The sequence below is a fragment of the Ramlibacter agri genome, assembly GCF_012927085.1.
GTDB classification, from domain to species: Bacteria; Pseudomonadota; Gammaproteobacteria; order Burkholderiales; family Burkholderiaceae_C; genus Ramlibacter; species Ramlibacter agri.
On sequence record NZ_JABBFX010000001.1, the window covers coordinates 1,622,343 to 1,639,348 of the forward strand.

Annotated in this window: 18 protein-coding genes; 7 read left to right on the forward strand and 11 right to left on the reverse strand. The window is 68.1% G+C overall.

Annotation, left to right across the window (positions count from 1 at the left end; translation table 11 throughout):
* On the reverse strand, positions 1-258 hold the full coding sequence (locus HHL11_RS07825) for a DUF4242 domain-containing protein (RefSeq protein ID WP_169417846.1): 258 nt from the start codon (positions 256-258) through the stop codon (positions 1-3).
* A gap of 187 nt (positions 259-445) precedes the next feature.
* On the opposite strand from HHL11_RS07825, the gene HHL11_RS07830 reads away from it, so the two are divergent.
* Positions 446-1,822, forward strand: a complete 1,377-nt coding sequence (locus tag HHL11_RS07830; RefSeq protein ID WP_169417847.1) for an FAD-binding oxidoreductase — start codon at positions 446-448, stop codon at positions 1,820-1,822.
* Between the two features lie 17 nt (positions 1,823-1,839).
* Here HHL11_RS07830 and HHL11_RS07835 read toward each other — a convergent pair whose 3' ends face one another.
* From HHL11_RS07835 to HHL11_RS07860, 6 genes are all read right to left on the reverse strand, one after another.
* The gene (locus tag HHL11_RS07835) at positions 1,840-2,256 is read right to left on the reverse strand and encodes an acyl-CoA thioesterase (protein ID WP_169417848.1); all 417 of its coding nucleotides are present in this window, start codon (positions 2,254-2,256) and stop codon (positions 1,840-1,842) included.
* A gap of 4 nt (positions 2,257-2,260) precedes the next feature.
* A complete protein-coding gene (locus HHL11_RS07840) occupies positions 2,261-3,562 on the reverse strand; it encodes a TRAP transporter large permease (RefSeq protein WP_169417849.1) in 1,302 nt (433 codons plus the stop codon).
* Between the two features lie 4 nt (positions 3,563-3,566).
* Positions 3,567-4,085, reverse strand: a complete 519-nt coding sequence (locus HHL11_RS07845) for a TRAP transporter small permease subunit (protein WP_169417850.1) — start codon at positions 4,083-4,085, stop codon at positions 3,567-3,569.
* Between the two features lie 67 nt (positions 4,086-4,152).
* A complete protein-coding gene (locus HHL11_RS07850; RefSeq protein WP_169417851.1) occupies positions 4,153-5,181 on the reverse strand; it encodes a TRAP transporter substrate-binding protein in 1,029 nt (342 codons plus the stop codon).
* Between the two features lie 73 nt (positions 5,182-5,254).
* Positions 5,255-6,856 carry an indolepyruvate oxidoreductase subunit beta family protein gene (locus HHL11_RS07855; protein ID WP_169417852.1) on the reverse strand — a complete coding sequence of 534 codons (1,602 nt, stop codon included), beginning with the start codon at positions 6,854-6,856 and terminating at the stop codon, positions 5,255-5,257.
* Complete coding sequence (locus HHL11_RS07860) at positions 6,853-9,003, reverse strand: thiamine pyrophosphate-dependent enzyme (RefSeq protein ID WP_169417853.1); 2,151 nt, start codon at positions 9,001-9,003, stop codon at positions 6,853-6,855. Before HHL11_RS07860 ends, HHL11_RS07855 begins: the two co-directional genes overlap by 4 nt.
* Positions 9,004-9,170: 167 nt before the next feature.
* On the opposite strand from HHL11_RS07860, the gene HHL11_RS07865 reads away from it, so the two are divergent.
* From HHL11_RS07865 to HHL11_RS07875, 3 genes are read left to right on the forward strand one after another with little or no spacing between them, the layout of a single operon-like run.
* Positions 9,171-10,367 (forward strand): PQQ-dependent sugar dehydrogenase, encoded by a 1,197-nt coding sequence (locus HHL11_RS07865; protein WP_205964227.1) that lies wholly within the window; start codon positions 9,171-9,173, stop codon positions 10,365-10,367.
* Positions 10,367-11,017: a c-type cytochrome gene (locus HHL11_RS07870; protein ID WP_240980197.1), complete on the forward strand. Its 651-nt coding sequence runs from the start codon at positions 10,367-10,369 to the stop codon at positions 11,015-11,017. The genes HHL11_RS07865 and HHL11_RS07870 overlap by 1 nt, the downstream gene beginning before the upstream one ends.
* A gap of 39 nt (positions 11,018-11,056) precedes the next feature.
* Positions 11,057-11,947 carry a LysR family transcriptional regulator gene (locus HHL11_RS07875; protein ID WP_205964228.1) on the forward strand — a complete coding sequence of 297 codons (891 nt, stop codon included), beginning with the start codon at positions 11,057-11,059 and terminating at the stop codon, positions 11,945-11,947.
* Here HHL11_RS07875 and HHL11_RS07880 read toward each other — a convergent pair whose 3' ends face one another.
* Both HHL11_RS07880 and HHL11_RS07885 read right to left on the reverse strand, forming a co-directional pair.
* A complete protein-coding gene (locus HHL11_RS07880; RefSeq protein ID WP_169417855.1) occupies positions 11,948-12,238 on the reverse strand; it encodes a hypothetical protein in 291 nt (96 codons plus the stop codon). It lies immediately after the preceding gene.
* A gap of 93 nt (positions 12,239-12,331) precedes the next feature.
* A complete protein-coding gene (locus tag HHL11_RS07885) occupies positions 12,332-12,775 on the reverse strand; it encodes a helix-turn-helix domain-containing protein (protein WP_169417856.1) in 444 nt (147 codons plus the stop codon).
* A 128-nt stretch (positions 12,776-12,903) separates the two neighbouring features.
* On the opposite strand from HHL11_RS07885, the gene HHL11_RS07890 reads away from it, so the two are divergent.
* Positions 12,904-14,052 carry an alpha/beta hydrolase family protein gene (locus HHL11_RS07890; protein ID WP_169417857.1) on the forward strand — a complete coding sequence of 383 codons (1,149 nt, stop codon included), beginning with the start codon at positions 12,904-12,906 and terminating at the stop codon, positions 14,050-14,052.
* Positions 14,053-14,175: 123 nt separating this feature from the next.
* On the forward strand, positions 14,176-14,610 hold the full coding sequence (locus HHL11_RS07895) for a hypothetical protein (RefSeq protein ID WP_169417858.1): 435 nt from the start codon (positions 14,176-14,178) through the stop codon (positions 14,608-14,610).
* A 7-nt stretch (positions 14,611-14,617) separates the two neighbouring features.
* On the opposite strand, the gene ypfH is transcribed toward HHL11_RS07895, so the two are convergent.
* Together ypfH and HHL11_RS07905 are read right to left on the reverse strand one after the other, a co-directional pair.
* On the reverse strand, positions 14,618-15,223 hold the full coding sequence (gene ypfH / locus HHL11_RS07900) for an esterase (RefSeq protein ID WP_169417859.1): 606 nt from the start codon (positions 15,221-15,223) through the stop codon (positions 14,618-14,620).
* Complete coding sequence (locus tag HHL11_RS07905; RefSeq protein WP_169417860.1) at positions 15,220-16,008, reverse strand: dioxygenase family protein; 789 nt, start codon at positions 16,006-16,008, stop codon at positions 15,220-15,222. The genes ypfH and HHL11_RS07905 overlap by 4 nt, the downstream gene beginning before the upstream one ends.
* 74 nt (positions 16,009-16,082) lie before the next feature.
* On the opposite strand from HHL11_RS07905, the gene HHL11_RS07910 reads away from it, so the two are divergent.
* Positions 16,083-16,982: a LysR family transcriptional regulator gene (locus tag HHL11_RS07910; RefSeq protein WP_169417861.1), complete on the forward strand. Its 900-nt coding sequence runs from the start codon at positions 16,083-16,085 to the stop codon at positions 16,980-16,982.
* Positions 16,983-17,006: the final 24 nt, after the last annotated feature.

Sequence of the window (17,006 nt, forward strand, 5' to 3'; positions counted from 1 at the left end):
TCAGCGCACGAGGTCGGGCTGCAGGTGCGAGACTTCGACGATGCGGTCGGCCGGCACGTTGGCGCGCCGCGCGGCTTCGCGGATGGCTTCGGCGCTCGGCGCTTCGTACAGGCAGTAGGTCTTGCGGTGGTCGGCCGAGAGGAAGGAGTACAGCCAGTTCACGCCCACGTCGGCGTTCACCGCGCGGATCGCGGCGACGCCTTGCGCGTCGAGCTCGAGCGCACCCGGGAAATTGCGTTCGATGACGAACAGGGGCATCTGTATCTCCCCGTAACGGGCCGTGGTTTTCATTCTGGAGGCACGCGGCGCCAGGGGTCAAGTAGTCAATCCTGACCATGCCCGAACGGGGGAGTTCCCGCAGCAGATTGATCATTGCTGCGGATTTCCGGGCGCGGGAGCGCTTCCTAGACTGCGATCCTCTCCCAACCCCTTTCGAGGAGCCGCCATGAGCGACACCCCTTCCTTCCAGGCTCTGCGCGCGCAGCTGCGCGGCGCGCTTCTGCAGCCCGGCGACGCCGGCTACGAGGAAGCCCGCAAGGTCTACAACGCGATGATCGACAAGAAGCCGGCCGCCATCGCGCGTTGCAGCGATGTTGCCGACGTCATCGCCTGCGTGAACCATGCGCGCGACGAGCGCATGTTGCTGGCCGTGCGCGGCGGCGCGCACAACGGCGGCGGCCTGGGCACCTGCGACGGTGGCCTCGTGATCGACCTCGGTGCGATGCGCGGCATCCGCGTCGACCCGAAGGCGCGCACGGTGCGCGTCGAAGGCGGCTGCACCTGGGGCGACGTCGACCACGCGACCCACGCCTTCGGGCTGGCGACGCCGGCCGGCATCATCTCCACCACCGGCGTCGGCGGGCTCACGCTGGGCGGCGGCATCGGCCACCTGTCGCGCCGCTTCGGGCTGACCATCGACAACCTGCTGGCCGTCGACATGGTGCTGGCCGATGGGCGTTTCGTCACCGCCAGCGCCCGCGAGAACGAGGACCTGTTCTGGGCGGTGCGCGGCGGCGGCGGCAACTTCGGCGTGGTCACGTCCTTCGAGTTCCGGCTGCATCCGGTGTCCACGGTGCATGCGGGGCCGTCGCTGTGGCCGCTGGAGCAGGCCGCGAAGGTGATGAAGTGGTACCGCGACTTCATCGGCCAGGCGCCCCCGGAGCTGGGCGGATTCTTCGCCTTCCTCACCGTGCCGCCCGGCCCGCCTTTCCCGCCGGATCTGCACATGAAGAAGATGTGCGGCGTGATCTGGTGCCACAGCGGCAGCGCCGAGCAGGCCGAGCGCGACTTCGCGCCGGTGCGCGCGATGGAGCCGGTGCTGCACGGCGTGCATGCGCTGCCCTATCCGGCGCTGCAGGGCGCCTTCGACGGCATCTATCCGCCGGGCCACCAGTGGTATTGGCGGGCGGACTTCGTCAACGAGCTGTCGGACGAGGCGATTGCGCTGCACGTGGAGCACGGTTCGCGCATGCCGACCTGGCAATCGTCGATGCACCTCTACCCGGTCGACGGCGCGGTGCACCGCGTGGGCCGCAACGACACGCCGTTCGCCTACCGCGACGCGAAGTTCGCTTCGGTGATCGTGGGCGTGGACCCGGACCCGGCCAACGCCGAGACCATCGCCAGCTGGTGCCGCAACTACTGGGACGCGCTGCACCCGTATTCGGCGGGCGGCGCCTACGTCAACTTCATGATGGACGAAGGCCAGGAGCGCGTGCAGGCGACCTACCGCGAGCACTACGTGCGGCTGGCGAAGGTGAAGGCGATCTACGACCCGGGGAATCTGTTCCGGGTGAACCAGAACATCAAGCCGGCGGCGTAGGCGCGCGTTTTACGGCTTCATTCGCAGAGCTTGCGAATGGAGTCCGGCGCCACCACCGCCCGGATCTGCTCCGGGTTGTCTTCGCGCCGCGCGGCGAAGATGCGGACCTCGTCGCATTCCATGATGAGGTCTTCGCCGCGCATCACGCGGTAGCGCTGCACGAAGCTCTTGCCGCGCCATTCGGGGATGCTGACGTGGAACTGCAGCGTGTCGCCGTAGGTCGCGGTCTTCACGAACTTCGCGTGCGTGTCGACCACCGGCGTGCCGATGATGCCCAGGGTCTTCTCGGTCTCCTCCCAGCGCGGCACGCCGCACTCGACGAAGAAGTGCCGCGAGGCGGCGTCGATCCAGCGGAAGAAGTTGGGGAACCAGACGATGCGAGCGGGGTCGCAGTCGCCGAATTCCACGCGGTAGTTGTAGACGATCTCTTTCATTGCACTAACCCATTTTTCCCGGCAGCCACAGGGCGATGATCGGGAAACTGATAAGGATCACGAGGCGGAACAGGTCCGTCGCGACGAAGGGCAGCACGCCCCGGAAGATCGTGGTGAAACTGACCTCGTGCACCACGCTCTTGATCACGAACACGTTCATGCCTACTGGCGGGTGGATCAACCCCAGTTCCACCGTCATCACGATGATCACGCCGAACCAGATCGGGTCGAAGCCCAGCTGCTGGATCACCGGGAAGATGATGGGCACGGTCAGGATGATCATGGCCATGGCGTCCATCAGGCAGCCGAGCACCAGGTACATCACCATGATCAGCACCAGCACGCCGTAGCGGCCGACGCCCAGGCCGGTGAGGAGCTCGGTCAGCTTCTGCGGCGCCTGCGTGATTGTCAGGAAGTAGCCGAACATCAGCGCGCCGATCAGCACCGTGAACACGGCGGCCGAAGTGCGCGTGGCGGACAGCAGCGCCTCCTTGATCTTGGCGCGATCGAGCTTGCCGCGCACCAGGCCCAGGATGAAGGCGCCGCTGGCGCCCACGCCGCCGGCTTCGGTGGGCGTGAACAGGCCGCCGTAAAGGCCGCCGATCACGAACACGAAGAGCACGACCGGCGCCCAAACGTTCTTCAGGTCCGCCAGCTTCTCGTTCCAGGGCTTCTTCTCGCCGCGCGGCAGCCAGTCGGGCCGCAGCTTCACGATCAGCATGATCGTGACCACGTACAGCAGCATCGCGAACAGGCCGGGGATGACGCCGGCCATGAACAGCTTGCCGATGTCCTGCTGCGTCAGGATGGCGTACACCGCCAGCACCGTCGAAGGCGGCAGCATCGCGCCCAGCGTGCCGCCGGCGGCGATGACGCCGGTCGCGAAGGACTGCGGGTAGCCGAAGCGGCGCATCTCCGGGTAGGCGACGCTGGAGAATGTGGCCGCCGTCGCGACGGAGGATCCGCAGATGGCGGCGAAGCCGCCGCAAGCCAGCACGGTGGCCACGCCGAGGCCGCCGCGCAGGTGGCCGATCAGCGAGTTCGCGGCCTTGAACAGTTCGCGGCTGACGCCGGAGACCGAGACGATGGCGCCCATCAGCATGAACATGGGGATCACGCCGAAGGTGTAGTCGGTGACCGTGCGCATCGAGGTCTGGCCGACCAGCTTCAGCGCCGGCCCGAAGCCGTTGATGACGCCGTAGCCGGTGATGCCCACCAGGCCCATGGCCATGCCCACGGGCACCCGCAGCAGCATCAGGGCGAACAGGGAGACGAAGCCGACCAGGGCGATGAGGTCGTTGCTCATTCTTTTATTCCATCGCTTTCTGCTCGAAATGCTCGTCGTGCAGGGACTCGGGCTTGAAGACGAGGCGCCAGGTGCGCACGGCGATCAGCAGCACCGCGCAGACGTCGCCGATCCAGGCGATCAGCGAGAAGGGCCAGGTCGGGATGTTGAGGTCCGCCGTCTGGATGTTGTCGGTGAAGGTGGTGTGCACCTTGTCGAACAGCGTGTAAGTCTGCACGCTCACCACGAACAGCAGCACCAGCGTGGCGAAGACGTCGATGATGCGCTTCCACTTCTTGTTCGCGGCGGCCCAGACCAGGTCCACCGTGATGTGCCCGCCGCGGTAGCTGGTGGCGGCGATGCCCCAGAAGATCAGGATGCCGAGCAGCAGCCGGCCGAAGTCGTAGTAATCGGGGATCGACGTGCTGAAGAACTTGCGCAGCAGCACGTTGATGAAGATGTTGAGCGCCACCAGGCCCACGAAGATGGCGGCGAGCCACTCGATGGTGTTGATGAAGCCGTCGGCGAAGTTCTTCTTTTTCACAGGGAGGTCCCGGAAAGAAAAGGGCCGGCCTGCCAGGTCGGCAGGCGCGGCCCCGGGTACCGCACGCTTACAGCGCGGCCTTGTACTTCACCAGGCTGGCCTTCAGGCCGTCCATGACCTTCTTCGGGTCCTGGCCGACCTTCTTCACGCTGTCGGCCCACTGCGCCTCGACCGGGCCCATGGCGTCGCGCCACGCCTTCATCTGGTCCGGCGTCAGCTTGTAGATCTCGTGGCCGGGTTCGGCGGCGATCTTGGCGTGGCCGCCGTATTCGAAGTCGGCCCAGGGCGAGGCCACCTTCTCGGCCCACTCGGTGGTGCAGTGGTCGTCGATCACCTTCTTCTGGGCGGTCGACATGGCGTTGTACTTGTCCTTGTTCATCACCCAGACGAAGGGCGTCACGTACAGCGGCGCGTCCATGTGGTACTTGACCACCTTGTCGATGCCGAACAGCACGATGGAGCCCCAGGGGAAGGTGATGGCGTCGGCGACGCCGCGCTCCAGCATGTCGCGCGACTCGGGCGCGGAGGCCTGCACGTTGGTCCCGCCGAGGCTCGTCACCATCTGGCCGATGGTGCTGGTGGCGGGACGGATCTTCATGCCCTTGATGTCGGAAGGCACGGTGATCTTCTTGCGGGCGTGGAAGGTGCCGGGGTCGTGCACGAAGGCGAAGCAGAACTTCACGTCCTTCATTTCCGTCGCGGCGTACTCGCGGTACCAGGCGTCGATGGCGGCGGTGCCGCCCTTGGCGTTGGCGAACAGGAAGGGCAGGCCGGCGCCGGCCATGATGGGGAAGCGGCCCGGCTGGTAGCCCGGGTTCACGTACGAGAAGTCGCTGATGCCGTCCCGAGCCATGTCGTAGTGGTCGAAGGCCTTGCCCAGCTGCTCGCTGGGGAACAGCGTGGCGGTGATGGTGCCGCCGGAGGCCTTCTTGATGTCGTCGGCCCAGGCCTGCAGGCTGGGGTTCAGCGGGTGCTGTGCGGGCACCCAGCTGGAAAGCTTCAGCTGCACCGGCTTGTCCTGCGCCTGGGCGAAGCCCGTGGCCAGCGCCAGGGCCGCGGCCACTGCGGCGGCCGTGTATTGGAATTGCTTGCGCATCGTTGTGGTCTCCTTCGTTTGAATGTTCGTGAACGTCGCTTTATATCCCATTCGCCAAGCGTGGAACCGGCGCTCAATGGGCCTTCTTCAGGGGGGCGTCGTCCAGGCCGCGCGGCTTGCGCACCCAACGCACCGGGACCGCCTTCACCGGGCGCGGCGGCGCCCCGTGTTGCACCAAAGTGGCGTCCAGCGCCTTGCCGGCGTCGTCGGCAAGGGCCGCTTCGCGGGCGGCCTGGACCGCCTTCGCGGCTTCCTCCGCCGTGCCGCCATTGGCCAGGTGGTCCAGCACGTGCAGCAGGTTCTCCTTGCCGCGCTCGTTGGTGGAACCGTAGCCCTTGATCAGGCGGCCGCACAGGGCGATCTCGTGTCCGAGCTGCCAGCCGCGCCGGTTGCCTTGCACGACGCCCTGCAACCACTTCTCGATCATCTGCTGCTCCAGCGCGAAGCGGCTGCCGCGCACGCGCAGCCACTTCATGCTGGCGAGCGCGCGCAGGGCCACCATGCCGAACACGCTGTGCGTGCCGATCTTCAGCGGCATGGCCCAGGGCTGCTGGCCGCGGGCGACGCGCTTGCGGTCCCAGGCCATGAGCTTGTTGGCGCTGCCCTGGGGCAGCAGGGCGGCGAACTCGGGCACGCCCGGCTTGAAGTGGTCGTAGACCTTCAGCAGGTCGTCGTCGCCCACCTTCACCTCGCCCTGCACGCGGGTCCAGCGCGAGGCACGGCTCTTGAGGTCGGCCACGCGGACGATGTCGTCGAAGGCCATCCACAGGGCGAGCCAACGCGCCATTTCCTTCGTGGTCGCAAAGCCCTGCTTGCCGGCCGGATCGGCTTCCGTTTCCGCGCTCAGCACCGACTGCAGGCGCTTGACATAGAGGTCGGCGTAGGACTTGCCCTGGTAGTCCAGGAGGCGCTCATACCCGAGGCCGAACATCTCGCGGACGGGTTCCGGGAACAAGCTTGTCACCCCGGGCTCGACCCGGGGTCCATCTGCGCGCGCCACTTCCTTCGGCGCCATCACGTGCGCCAGGAAATCCTGCTGCTGCTTCGCATTCGCCACGATCTCGAACGCCTTCGCGAAGCCGCGCAGGCTCGCTTCCGCGCCCTTGCCGCCGGACTTCACCACCGCCTCGTAGTCGGAGCGCTGGAACGGGAACAGCCCGCTGCCCGCGATCGCGCCCAGCAGGACGGCGCTCACCACCGTGCCGGCTTCCTTGGCGACCACGCTCATGTCGAACACGTGATGGATCCGGGCGAATTGCTGGATCACCTTCACCAGGTCCGCCGTCTCGACGCGGCCGTCGCCCATCTGCATGCGCTCCATGGTGGTGAGCGCGCGGGCAGACGAGGAGATCACCAGCGTGCGGTCCGGCGAAGCGAGGCCGGCGCCGACCTGGCGCGCGCATTCCAGCAGCTCGGAGCACACCAGCGCGTCCAGCGCGCCCGGCACCGGGTTCAGGCTGAACACCGGCCGCTTGCCTCCCAGCTCCTTCATGGGAACGGGGAACACTTCGAGGTAGTAGGTGGTGGCGCCGGTGCGCTGCGCGACGCCGGGGATCGAGGTCGCCTGCGCGGCATAGCCGGCGTGGCGCGCGGTTTCGACCAGCCACTCGGTCAGGACGCCGCCGCCTTCGCCGCCGAGGGCGCCGACCAACAACGTGATGGGTTTCGTCTTCATGCGGGTTGCAGCGCGCGGACCACGGCGCTCCGGAAAGAGTTCAACAGGCGCTCGTGCCACTTGGGGTTCTGCACGACTTCGGCGCGGTAGAAGCTGGGGCACAAGGTGGCGGCATGCGCGTTGGCGCCGCACAGGCCGCAGCCGACGCAGCCGTCGATGACGGTGGCCACCGGGTCCACCTTCAGCGGATCCGGGTTGTCCTTGATCGTCAGCGTGGGGCAGCCGCTCAAGCGGATGCAGGCGTGGTCGCCGTTGCAGACGTCCTCGTCCACGCCGTACTTCACGCGCACCACGCGCTCGCCCTTCTTCAGCAGGTTGGCGATCCAGGGCTTGATGCGGCGCTGGCGTTCCAGCTGGCATTCGCCCTCGGCGATGATCACTTTGAGCCCGTTGAACTCGCTGGTGAAGGCGTCCGTCAGCGTGTTGCGCATCTGGTCCACCTCGTAGGTGTAGACGGTGCGCATCCACTGCACGCCCAGGCCCTTCAGCGCGGCTTCGATGGTCTGGTTGGTGTGGACGATGCTCGCGCCCTTGTCGCTGGCCTCGAACTTGGCGTCCTCCTGGGGCGTGGAGATGATCTCCTGCGTGCCGGTGGCGGAGGTGTAGCCGTTCTTGAAGATCAGCAGCACGGCGTCGTCGTTGTTGAACAGCGCGCTCTGCACGCCGGTGATCAGGCCGTTGTGCCAGAAGCCGCCGTCACCCATGATGGCCAGCGTGCGCCGCTGCATCATCGGCGACACGCCGGCGCGCGAGGCCAGCGACATGCCGTAGCCGAGGATGGAGTGGCCGCTGTGGAAGGGCTCGAAGGTCGCCAGCGCATGGCAGCCGATGTCGGCGGCGATGTGCACCTTGCCGATCTGCTCCTGCGCCAGCTTCAGTGCGGAGAACACCGGGCGCTCGGGGCAGCCGATGCAGAAGCCCGGCGGACGCGCCGGCAGCGGCTGCGTCAGCTTGGCAGCCTGCTCGCGCCGGTCGCGGTTGCCGGCCAGCCAGCGCTTGGCTTCCTCGGTGTCGGGGCCCGGCAGGTAGGAGGACGTGAACTGCGTCAGGCCGCCGGCGATCACTTCCACCGTGTATTCGCCGGCGGAGGGCAGCAGGTCCTTGCCGTGCAGCCTGGACTGGATGTCGCGGCGGCGCAGCAGCGTGGCGATCTCCTGCTCGATGAATTCCGGCTGGCCTTCTTCGACCATCAGCACCGCGCGCTTGCCGATGCAGAAATCCGCCACCTCTTCGGGCACCAGCGGGTAGGTGACGTTCAGGCACAGGATGGGGATGTCGGTCTCGCCGAAGGCATCGGCCAGGCCCAGCTGCTGCAGGCTGCGGACCAGCGCGTTGTACAGGCCGCCCTGGACGATGATGCCCAGGTCCCGGTGCTTGCCGTCGAACAGTTCGTTGAGCTTCTGCTCCACGATGTACTTGCGGGCGGCGGGAATGCGCTGCTCCGACTTCAGCTTCTCGTGGCGGAAGGTGACCGGCGGGTGCGCGAGGCGCATGTAGTCGAAGCCGGCGGGATTTTCCATGAGCTGGCGCGTGGAAACCGGCGGCTTCAGGTTGTCCTTGGCCTCGAAGCTGCCGCGCACGTGGCAGGCGCGGATGCGCAGCTCCAGGATGGCCGGCATGTTGGAGGTTTCGGACAGGCGGAAGCCTTCCTCCACCATCCGCGTCATCACCGCCAGGTCCGGGCGCGGATCCAGCAGGCACATGCTGGACTTCAGCGCGAAGGCGTGGGTGCGCTCCTGGATCACGGAGGCGCCTTCGCCGTAGTCCTCGCCCACCACGATCAGTGCGCCGCCGGTGACGCCGGGCGAAGCCAGGTTGGACAGCGCGTCGGACGCGACGTTGGTGCCGACGATGGACTTCCAGGTGACGGCGCCGCGCAGCGGGTAGTGGATGGACGCGCCGAGCATGGCGGCGGCCGAAGCCTCGTTCGAGCACGCGGTGACGTGCACGCCGAGTTCGTCCATGTAGTCCTTGGCCTGGACCATCACGTCCAGCAGGTGCGAAACGGGCGCCCCCTGGTAGCCGCCGATGTAGGCGACGCCGGACTGCAGCAGCGCCTTGGTGATCGCGAGGATGCCCTCGCCGTGAAAGGTGTCACCTGCGCCCAGGCGCAGCGACTCGATTTCCTTGCTGAATGAAACTTCCAAAGCCTATGTCTCCCGCGCTGAGCCGCCGAGTCTCGCCCAATGGCGGCCATCGATCAATCCAATGAAGCGACTAAGCGGTATGCAGTCCAGGCATGAGAATTTGCCCCGTTGCCGCGCTCATGGGCTTGATCCAGAATCGGCGCTCCTTAATACCAAAGGAGGCAATCATGAAGCGTGCTCACTCGCTAGCAGTACTCGCCACGATTTGCTGTCTGGGACTCACGGCACTGGCGCAGACGCCGCCCGCCGACGAGCCCGGTTGGGCGAAGGGACGCCCGAAGGCCAACGACAGCGCCATGAAGATGGCGCCGGTGCCGGCCTTCCCGATCCCCACCGCGGCCGACCAGCTGCCCACCGCCAAGTTCAAGCTGCCGCCCGGCTTCAAGGTGGAGACCTGGGCTTCGGGCGTGCTCGACGCGCGCGGCCTGCGCCAGGGGCCGAACGGCAACGTCCTGGTCAGCTCGCTGTTCGTCGCCAACAAGGTCTATGCGATCCCGGAGCAGGGCGACCGCAAGGCCAGGGTCATCATCGACAAGATGCCCTTCGCGACGGGCATCGAGTACTACAAGGGCAGCCTGTTCCTGGCGACCAACGAGAAGATCTATCGCTGGGACAACGTCGACGGCAAGCTCGATAACCTCGGCGAACCCAAGGTGATCTACGACAAGCTTCCGGGTGGCGGCGACCACAGCTGGAAGTACCTGCGCATCCGCGACGACAAGCTGTATTACGAGGTCGGCGCGCCCTGCAACATCTGCGATCCCGGCCAGTGGGCCAAGCTCTACCGCATGAACCTGGATGGCACCGGCCTCGAGACGGTCGCCTCCGGCGTGCGCAACACGGTGGGCTTCGACTTCGACCCGAAGACCGGCGACCTCTGGTTCACGGACAACGGGCGTGACTGGTTCAGCGAGGAGCTGCCGAACGACAAGCTCAATCACGTGACCAAGGTCGGCCAGCAGCACTTCGGCTACCCGTACTGCCACCAGGGCAACATCCCGGATCCGGAGTTCGGCTGGGGCCGCTCGTGCGACGAGTTCCAGAAGCCGGCGGCGCTGCTGGGCCCGCATGCGGGTTCGCTGGGCCTGGTGTTCTACAAGGGCAAGATGTTCCCGCCCAAGTACCAGGGCGCGATGTTCATCGCCCGCCATGGCCCGTGGAACCGCACCAAGAAGTACGCGGACATCCAGGTCGCCTGGCCGGACGGCAAGGGCGGCGCCAAGGTTGAAGCCTTCATGACCGGCTTCGTCGAGAACAACCAGTACCTCGGCCGCCCGGTCGACTTCCTGGTGCTGAAGGACGGTTCGATGCTGGTGAGCGACGACCACGCCGGCGCCATCTACCGCATCAGCTACGGCAAGTGATGGTGAAGGGGGCAGTGGGCGCGGCGGCGCTGGTCTGGCTGCTGGTGTCGCCGCTTGCCCTGGCGCAGCAGAAGAAGCCGCCTGCAGCGCGTGCGGCGGCGAGCGCTCCGGCGACACCGGCCAAGGTGTCGTACGCGGAGCGCTTCGCCGGCCTGTGCGCCGCCTGCCACGGCGCCAACGGGCGGGCGGCCGATCCGCTCGTCCCGGTGCTGGCCGGCCAGCCTTCGCTGTACGCGATCACGCAGCTGTTCCTGTTCCGCGAAGGCCGCCGCGGCAACGAAGCCATGACGGCCGTCGCCAGGACGATGACCGACGACGACATGCGCGGTTTCTCCGAGTCCATCGGGACCTTGCCGCCCGTGCCGGCGCCGCCACCGGCCACGCCGCCTGATCCGGCCCGCATGGCGAAAGGCCAGGCGCTGGCGGAGCAGCACAAGTGCGTGTTCTGCCACGGCGCCGACCTGGCCGGCGGCCAGCAGGTGCCGCGCATCGGCGGCCAGCACGAGGACTACCTGAAGGCCAGCCTGCACGGCTTCAAATCGGGCACCCGCCCTGGCTACACGCAGGCGATGGGCGCCGCGGTCAGCCAGGTGCCGCTGGAAGACCTGGACGTGCTGGCGTACTACCTCGCGCGTTTCCCCGGCAAGTAGCGCCGGTACTGGATGCCGCGCCTGAGGCATATTCGGCGCATGCATATCAAGGACATCGACCTGAATCTGCTGCGGCTGTTCGATGCGGTCTACCGCACTCGCAACGTCAGCCGCGCGGCCGAACTGCTGGATCTCACCCAGCCGGCCGCCAGCCAGGGGCTCACGCGCCTGCGCGCGCTGATCCAGGACCCGCTGTTCATGCGCGGCGCGGGCGGCGTGCAGCCCACGCCCAAGGCACAGCGCCTCGCCGAGCCGGTGCGCAGCGCGCTGGCCACGCTGGAACAGGCGCTGGGCGAGACGGCGGCCTTCGAGCCGGCCAGCGCCACCCGCAGCTTCCACATCCACATGAGCGACATCGGCGAGAGCCGCTTCCTGCCGGAACTGATGGTGACCTTGCGCGAGCAGGCGCCGGGCGTGCGCGTGGAGACACGGCCGGTGCCGCGCGAGCAGATCACCGAGGCGCTGGATGCCGGCCGCATCGACTTCGCCTTCGGCTTCCTGCCCATGGTCAAGGAGACGCAGCGCTCCAACCTGCTGAAGGACCGCTACGTGGTGCTGCTGCGCGAAGGCCATCCCTTCACGCGCAAGCGGCGGCGCGGGAAGGCGCTGCTGGACGCGTTGCGCGAGCTCGAGTTCGTCGGGGTACGCTCCCATGCGGACACGCTGCGCATCGTGCAGCAGATGAAGCTGGAAGGGCGGCTGCGCCTGGTCACGGAGCACTTCCTGGTGCTGCCTTCGATTGTCCGGGCCACGGACCTGGCGGCCATCATGCCGCGCAACATCGCGCACGGCTTCGAGGGCTATGCGGTGGTGGAGCCGGAGTTTCCGCAGCGCGACTTCACGGTCTCCCTGCACTGGAGCCGCCGCTTCGAGGCCGATCCCGGCAACCGCTGGATGCGCGGGGTGATCGAGGGCCTCTTCAAGGAATGATCAGTGCACCGTCGCCGGGCGCCGGCGGCGGGCGTTGCGCCACTCGAGGTAGGCGTACATCGCGTCGTTGCCCAGCCTCATTTCGACGGCCGCGCCCACTCCCACCTGCGAGTCCAGCGCCGGTGGCTCGATGCCGTCCCAGTGCAGCATGGCCAGCGACAGCTCGATCGCCGCGACCAGTTCCGCGTTGCTCGCTTCCCGCGCACAGCTGAATTCGCCCTGCAGATCCAGCAGCAGGCGCCGCAGGAAGTCGAGCTCCGTGCGGCAGAGTTCGATCTTGCGATTGTCCATGCAGCGAGCGTCGCCGCGGCGGCGCGCCGGCCCTGTCGGCAGCCGCGGGAAATGACGGTCGGACTCGCGATTCGGAGACCCGTCGCTCCCGGCCTACGCCTGCAGCTTCTCCAGCCGCGCCGCGGCTTCCCGCTTGCCGACGCCGCGCAGCGCCGCGATGGCTTCCAGCTGCTTGGCGCGGGGCCGGGATTCGCCGTGCTCCCACTTGTAGACGGATTGCCCGGAGACCCCCAGCAGGGCCGCGAAGTCCGCGGCCGACAGCCCCAGCTTCTGGCGCTGGGCAGCCAGGCGGCTGGCGCTGAAGCGCCGCGCCGTCCCGCCCTCGTCGTCCTCGCTGGCGGCGGCCGGCTGGGCCCGGCCCGCGGCCTTGCCCACCCGCTTGAGCTGGCGTTCGAGGTCGTCGACCCGACGGCGCAGCGCCGCGATGTGCGCGCGGTACTGGGCAGAGGCCTTCTTGAATTCCTCGGTCTGGGCGCGGACTTCCTTGCGCGCCAGGCGGGCGATTTCTTCCTTCAGGAGGGCGGCGATATTGGGCATGCTGGTCGGTATGGGCCGGCCTGGCTGCTTGTGTGCGCCTTGGCCGGCCTGTCGGTCTCCCTGTCCGCCATGATAGTTGGGCTACCGCACAATCGTGGGCTTCCCTGGAAACAGAATTGGCGAAGCCCATGCCCTCAACCCTGAAGCTGCAACTCGCCGTCATCGACGTCCAGCCCGGCGCCGCCCTGGAAAGCCAGTCCGGCCTGCAGATGCTGCGCCCGCGCATCTACGGCGCCTGGATGCAGCCGCCCGGCCCGAAGAAGGTCGCGGCGATCGTGATGCATCCCACCAGCAACTTCATGGGGCATTACCTGATCGCGCCGCTGGCGGCGCGCGGCGTGGCCTGCATGGGCCTGAATTCGCGCTACGCGGGCAACGACACGCTGCTGCTGATGGAGCGCGCCATCCAGGACCTGGGCGCCGGCGTGCAGTTCCTGCGCAGCCAGGGTTACGACAAGGTGGTGCTGGTCGGCAACTCCGGCGGGGCGGCGCTGGCGAGCTTCTACCAGGCGCAGGCGGAGAACCTCGACATCGAGACGATGGTGGACGGCGACCCGGCCCGGCTCTCGCCGCAGGACCTGCCGCCGGTGCAGGGGCTGGCCCTGTGCGCCGCGCACGAAGGCCGGTCCTTCCTGATGCGGCACTGGATCGATCCGTCCTTGACCGACGAGCGGGATCCGCTGTCTTGTGACTCGGCGCTGGATATGTACGATCCGCGCCATGGGCTCCCCTATGACGCCGGGTTCCTGCTGCGCTTCCGCGCCGCCCAGCTCGCGCGCTACCAGCGCGTGGACGCCTGGGTGCGCGAGCGCCTGCAGTTGCTACGCGCCCAGCGGGAGCCGGGCAGCGCGCGGGACGAGGTGTTCGTGGTCTACCGGACCCATGCCGACCCGCGCTTCCTCGATCTGTCGCTGGACCACAACGATCGGAAGGTCGGCAGCGTCTGGGGCGACGGCGCGGCCGGTGCCCGCGGCGTCAACTACGCGGCCAGCCAGATGGGGCGCATCACTTCCCTTGCGGCCTGGCTGTCGCAGTGGTCGCCGGCCAGCCGCGCCGACGGCCCGGCCAACCTGGCGAAAACTTCGGTCCCGGCATTGCTCTGCACCTACACCGGCGACCAGTCGACCTTCCCCAGCACGCGCGATGCCTGGCTTGCGGCGGGCGGCAAGCGCATCCGCAACGTCGATGTCGCCGGCGGCAACCACTACCTGGCCGGCCAGCCGGCTTTGGTGGAGCAAGTGGCGGATGAAATGGCGGAGTGGATGCTCACCCTGTGACTTCCGGCACACCCGCCGGTCGGAGGCTGACAAGCCTGTGGGTCCTGTCCTACAGCGAAACGCGTGCTGGCGCACCACTATTCGCACTCGCCTGGAGGTATGCGAATGGACAGGAATTCAGCGGTGAGCGCCCCCGACCGGCCCGGCAAGACTTCGGGGTGGATGACTTTCCGCAGCGCCGGCAAGTACGACGCGCCCGAGACCCAGCCCCGGTCCACCCAGCCGCCGCACATCGGCGTCGGCACGCTGGACAACGTGCGCTCGGTGTTCTGGCAGTCCTACCGCCACCTGTTCCCGCCGCACTCGCTGGCGGCGCAGACGCCCAATGGCAACGTCGTCATCTCGTGGTCGATCATGGACGAACCGGACGCCCGCTATCCCTATGCGGCGCCGGTGATGCTGCGCTTCGACCAGGACCTGCTGGACGCCATGTGGAAGTCCGCGCCGACGCAGCGCATCCGCATCGCGGAGAAGCACGAGCCCACGCTGCGCGAGGGCCTGCGCGGATACGACCCCTATGCGCGTTTCCCGAATGCGCGGGTGGTGGTGATCGGTTGAGGCCGGATCACACGTAACGCAACACGGCGTCCAACGCCCGTCGGTCCACGCCATGCGCGAGGCCAGGAATCAGATCCAGGGTCACCTCGGCGCCCAGCTCCTTCAAGCGTTCTGCCGCCTCGCTCGCATGTGACGCCGCGATCACCGGATCATGCGTCCCATGCACGAAGTGGAAGCGCACGCCTTGCGGCGCGCGCTGCGGCAAGGCATCGAAACGCCCTGACAGCGACACGACTTGCGAGGCCGGTGCCTGCGGCGACACGGCCGCCGCGAGGCTCATGATCGCCCCCTGCGAGAAACCCACCAGCGTGGTCTGCTCCGCCCCTACGCCGGCGCGCTGCTGCCACGCCCGCACGGTTTCCAGGAAGCGCGGCAAGGTTTCCTGCACGCGGGCCGGCCGGTTTTCCTCCGTCACGCCGCGCACCGAGAACCACTGGTAGCCGCCGCCGAGGTCGGACGCATCCGGCGACTGCACGCTGGCGATGAACGCCGAGGGCCGCACCGCCGCGATGTGCTGGCCCACGGGCGCCAGGCCTTCGGGCGTGGCGCCGACGCCGTGGAACAGCAGCACCAGTTCGGTCGGCAGCGCCGGCGCCTGGAGGATCACGGTCATGCCTGCGCCCCGAAGAGATAGGAGTCCATCGAGAGCACCCCATAGGTGATGCCGCCTTCCAGCGTCTCCACCTGCTCGTCGCCCTGCGCCGCGCCCGCGGCCACCAGCAGCGGCAGGAAGTGCTCGGTGGTCGGATGGGCGCGCTGCGCATGCGGCGCGATGTCCAGCGTGCGCAGCAGCTGCGCGTCGTCGCGCGCTTCCACCACCTGCCGCACCCAGGCGGCGAACTCGCGGGCATACGCCGCTTCGAAGTCGTCGCCGTGCGAGCGGAATTCGTACAGGTTATGTGTGAGCGAGCCCGAGCCCACCACCAGCACGCCTTCTTCGCGCAGCGGTTGCAGCGCCTGGCCCAGCGCATAGGCCTGTTCCGGCGCCAGGCCGGCAGGCAGCGAGAGCTGGAACACCGGCACATCGGCTTCCGGATAGAGATAGCGCAACGGCACCCAGGCGCCGTGGTCCAGGCCCTGGCCCTCGTCGGCCTCGGCCGGCCAGCCGGCGGCGCGCAGCACTTCCACCGTGCGGGCGGCGAGCGCGGGCGCGCCGGGCGCCGGGTATTGCAGCGTGTACAGCTCGCGCGGGAAGCCGCCGAAGTCGTGCACCGTTTCAGGCGCGGCCGTGGTGGCCACGCGCAAGCCGCGGGTCATCCAGTGGGGAGAAACGACCAGCACCGCCTTCGGCCGCGGCAGCTGGTCGCCGGCCTGCGTCAGGCGCGGGCCCAGCCGGCCGGGTTCCAGCGCGAAGGTCGGCGCGCCATGGGAAATGAAGAGAACGGGAGTCTTTGCCATGGAACGAATGTATTGGTGCCGCACCCAAAGATAAACGTGCTCCAATGGCACACACTGTCTCTCCTGGCAAGACAATGGACCGCTTCCTCGAACTCCGCTCCTTCACCGAAGTCGTCGACGCGGGCAGCTTCGTCGGCGCAGCCGACCGGCTGGGCCTGTCGAAGGCCGCCGTCTCGCGCCAGGTCGCCGAGCTCGAAGCGCGGCTGGGCGTGCGGCTCCTGCATCGCACCACCCGCAAGCTGTCGCTGACGGCCGAAGGCGAGGTGTTCCATGCGCGGGCCCGCCAGCTGCTGGCCGACATGGAAGAAGCGGAAGCCGAGATCACCAGCCGCAGCCGCGAGGCGGTGGGCCTGCTGCGGGTCAGCGCGCCGGTGAGCTTCGGCATCCTGCATCTCGCGCCGGCCTGGGGTGCGTTCCGGCAGAAGCATCCGAAGGTGGCCTTGGAAGTGAGCCTGTCGGACCGCGTCGCGGACATTGCGGAAGAGGGCTTCGACCTCGCGATCCGCATTGCGCGCCTGCCCAGCTCCAGCCTGGTGAGCCGCCAGCTGGCCACCACGCGCATGGTGTTGTGTGCCTCGCCGGCGTACCTGCGGCGCGCGGGCAAGCCGAAGCATCCGTCCGAGCTGGAGCGGCATGCCATCGTCGCCTACAGCTACTGGTCGGAGCGCGATGCCTGGGAGTTCGAGGGACCGGAAGGCAAGGTGACGGTCCGCACCACGCCCTGGCTGCGCACCAACAACGGCGACGTCTGCCGCGCCGCCGCCTTGCAGCACCAGGGCATCATCCTGCAGCCGACCTTCATCGTCGGCGCCGACCTCGCGGCGGGGAAGCTGGTGGAAATCCTGCCGCAGTACCGGTCGATCACGCTGGGCATCCACGCGGTCTACCAGAGCCGCAAGCACCTCACGCCCAAGGTGCGCCTGCTGGTGGACTTCCTCGCCACCACCTTCCGCATTCCTTCCTGGCCCGCGTAGGCTGGGTTCGCGCAGCGACCCAGC

What these genes read in the sequence shown, in the direction of transcription:
- HHL11_RS07840 (WP_169417849.1), bottom strand. Translation starts at nt 3,562, where the DNA reads ATGAGCAACGACCTCATCGCCCTGGTCGGCTTCGTCTCCCTGTTCGCC.
- HHL11_RS07835 (WP_169417848.1), bottom strand. Translation starts at nt 2,256, where the DNA reads ATGAAAGAGATCGTCTACAACTACCGCGTGGAATTCGGCGACTGCGAC.
- HHL11_RS07825 (WP_169417846.1), bottom strand. Translation starts at nt 258, where the DNA reads ATGCCCCTGTTCGTCATCGAACGCAATTTCCCGGGTGCGCTCGAGCTC.
- HHL11_RS07855 (WP_169417852.1), bottom strand. Translation starts at nt 6,856, where the DNA reads ATGAAGACGAAACCCATCACGTTGTTGGTCGGCGCCCTCGGCGGCGAA.
- HHL11_RS07910 (WP_169417861.1), top strand. Translation starts at nt 16,083, where the DNA reads ATGGACCGCTTCCTCGAACTCCGCTCCTTCACCGAAGTCGTCGACGCG.
- HHL11_RS07875 (WP_205964228.1), top strand. Translation starts at nt 11,057, where the DNA reads ATGCATATCAAGGACATCGACCTGAATCTGCTGCGGCTGTTCGATGCG.
- HHL11_RS07890 (WP_169417857.1), top strand. Translation starts at nt 12,904, where the DNA reads ATGCCCTCAACCCTGAAGCTGCAACTCGCCGTCATCGACGTCCAGCCC.
- HHL11_RS07830 (WP_169417847.1), top strand. Translation starts at nt 446, where the DNA reads ATGAGCGACACCCCTTCCTTCCAGGCTCTGCGCGCGCAGCTGCGCGGC.
- HHL11_RS07880 (WP_169417855.1), bottom strand. Translation starts at nt 12,238, where the DNA reads ATGGACAATCGCAAGATCGAACTCTGCCGCACGGAGCTCGACTTCCTG.
- HHL11_RS07870 (WP_240980197.1), top strand. Translation starts at nt 10,367, where the DNA reads ATGGTGAAGGGGGCAGTGGGCGCGGCGGCGCTGGTCTGGCTGCTGGTG.
- HHL11_RS07885 (WP_169417856.1), bottom strand. Translation starts at nt 12,775, where the DNA reads ATGCCCAATATCGCCGCCCTCCTGAAGGAAGAAATCGCCCGCCTGGCG.
- HHL11_RS07865 (WP_205964227.1), top strand. Translation starts at nt 9,171, where the DNA reads ATGAAGCGTGCTCACTCGCTAGCAGTACTCGCCACGATTTGCTGTCTG.
- ypfH (WP_169417859.1), bottom strand. Translation starts at nt 15,223, where the DNA reads ATGACCGTGATCCTCCAGGCGCCGGCGCTGCCGACCGAACTGGTGCTG.
- HHL11_RS07850 (WP_169417851.1), bottom strand. Translation starts at nt 5,181, where the DNA reads ATGCGCAAGCAATTCCAATACACGGCCGCCGCAGTGGCCGCGGCCCTG.
- HHL11_RS07905 (WP_169417860.1), bottom strand. Translation starts at nt 16,008, where the DNA reads ATGGCAAAGACTCCCGTTCTCTTCATTTCCCATGGCGCGCCGACCTTC.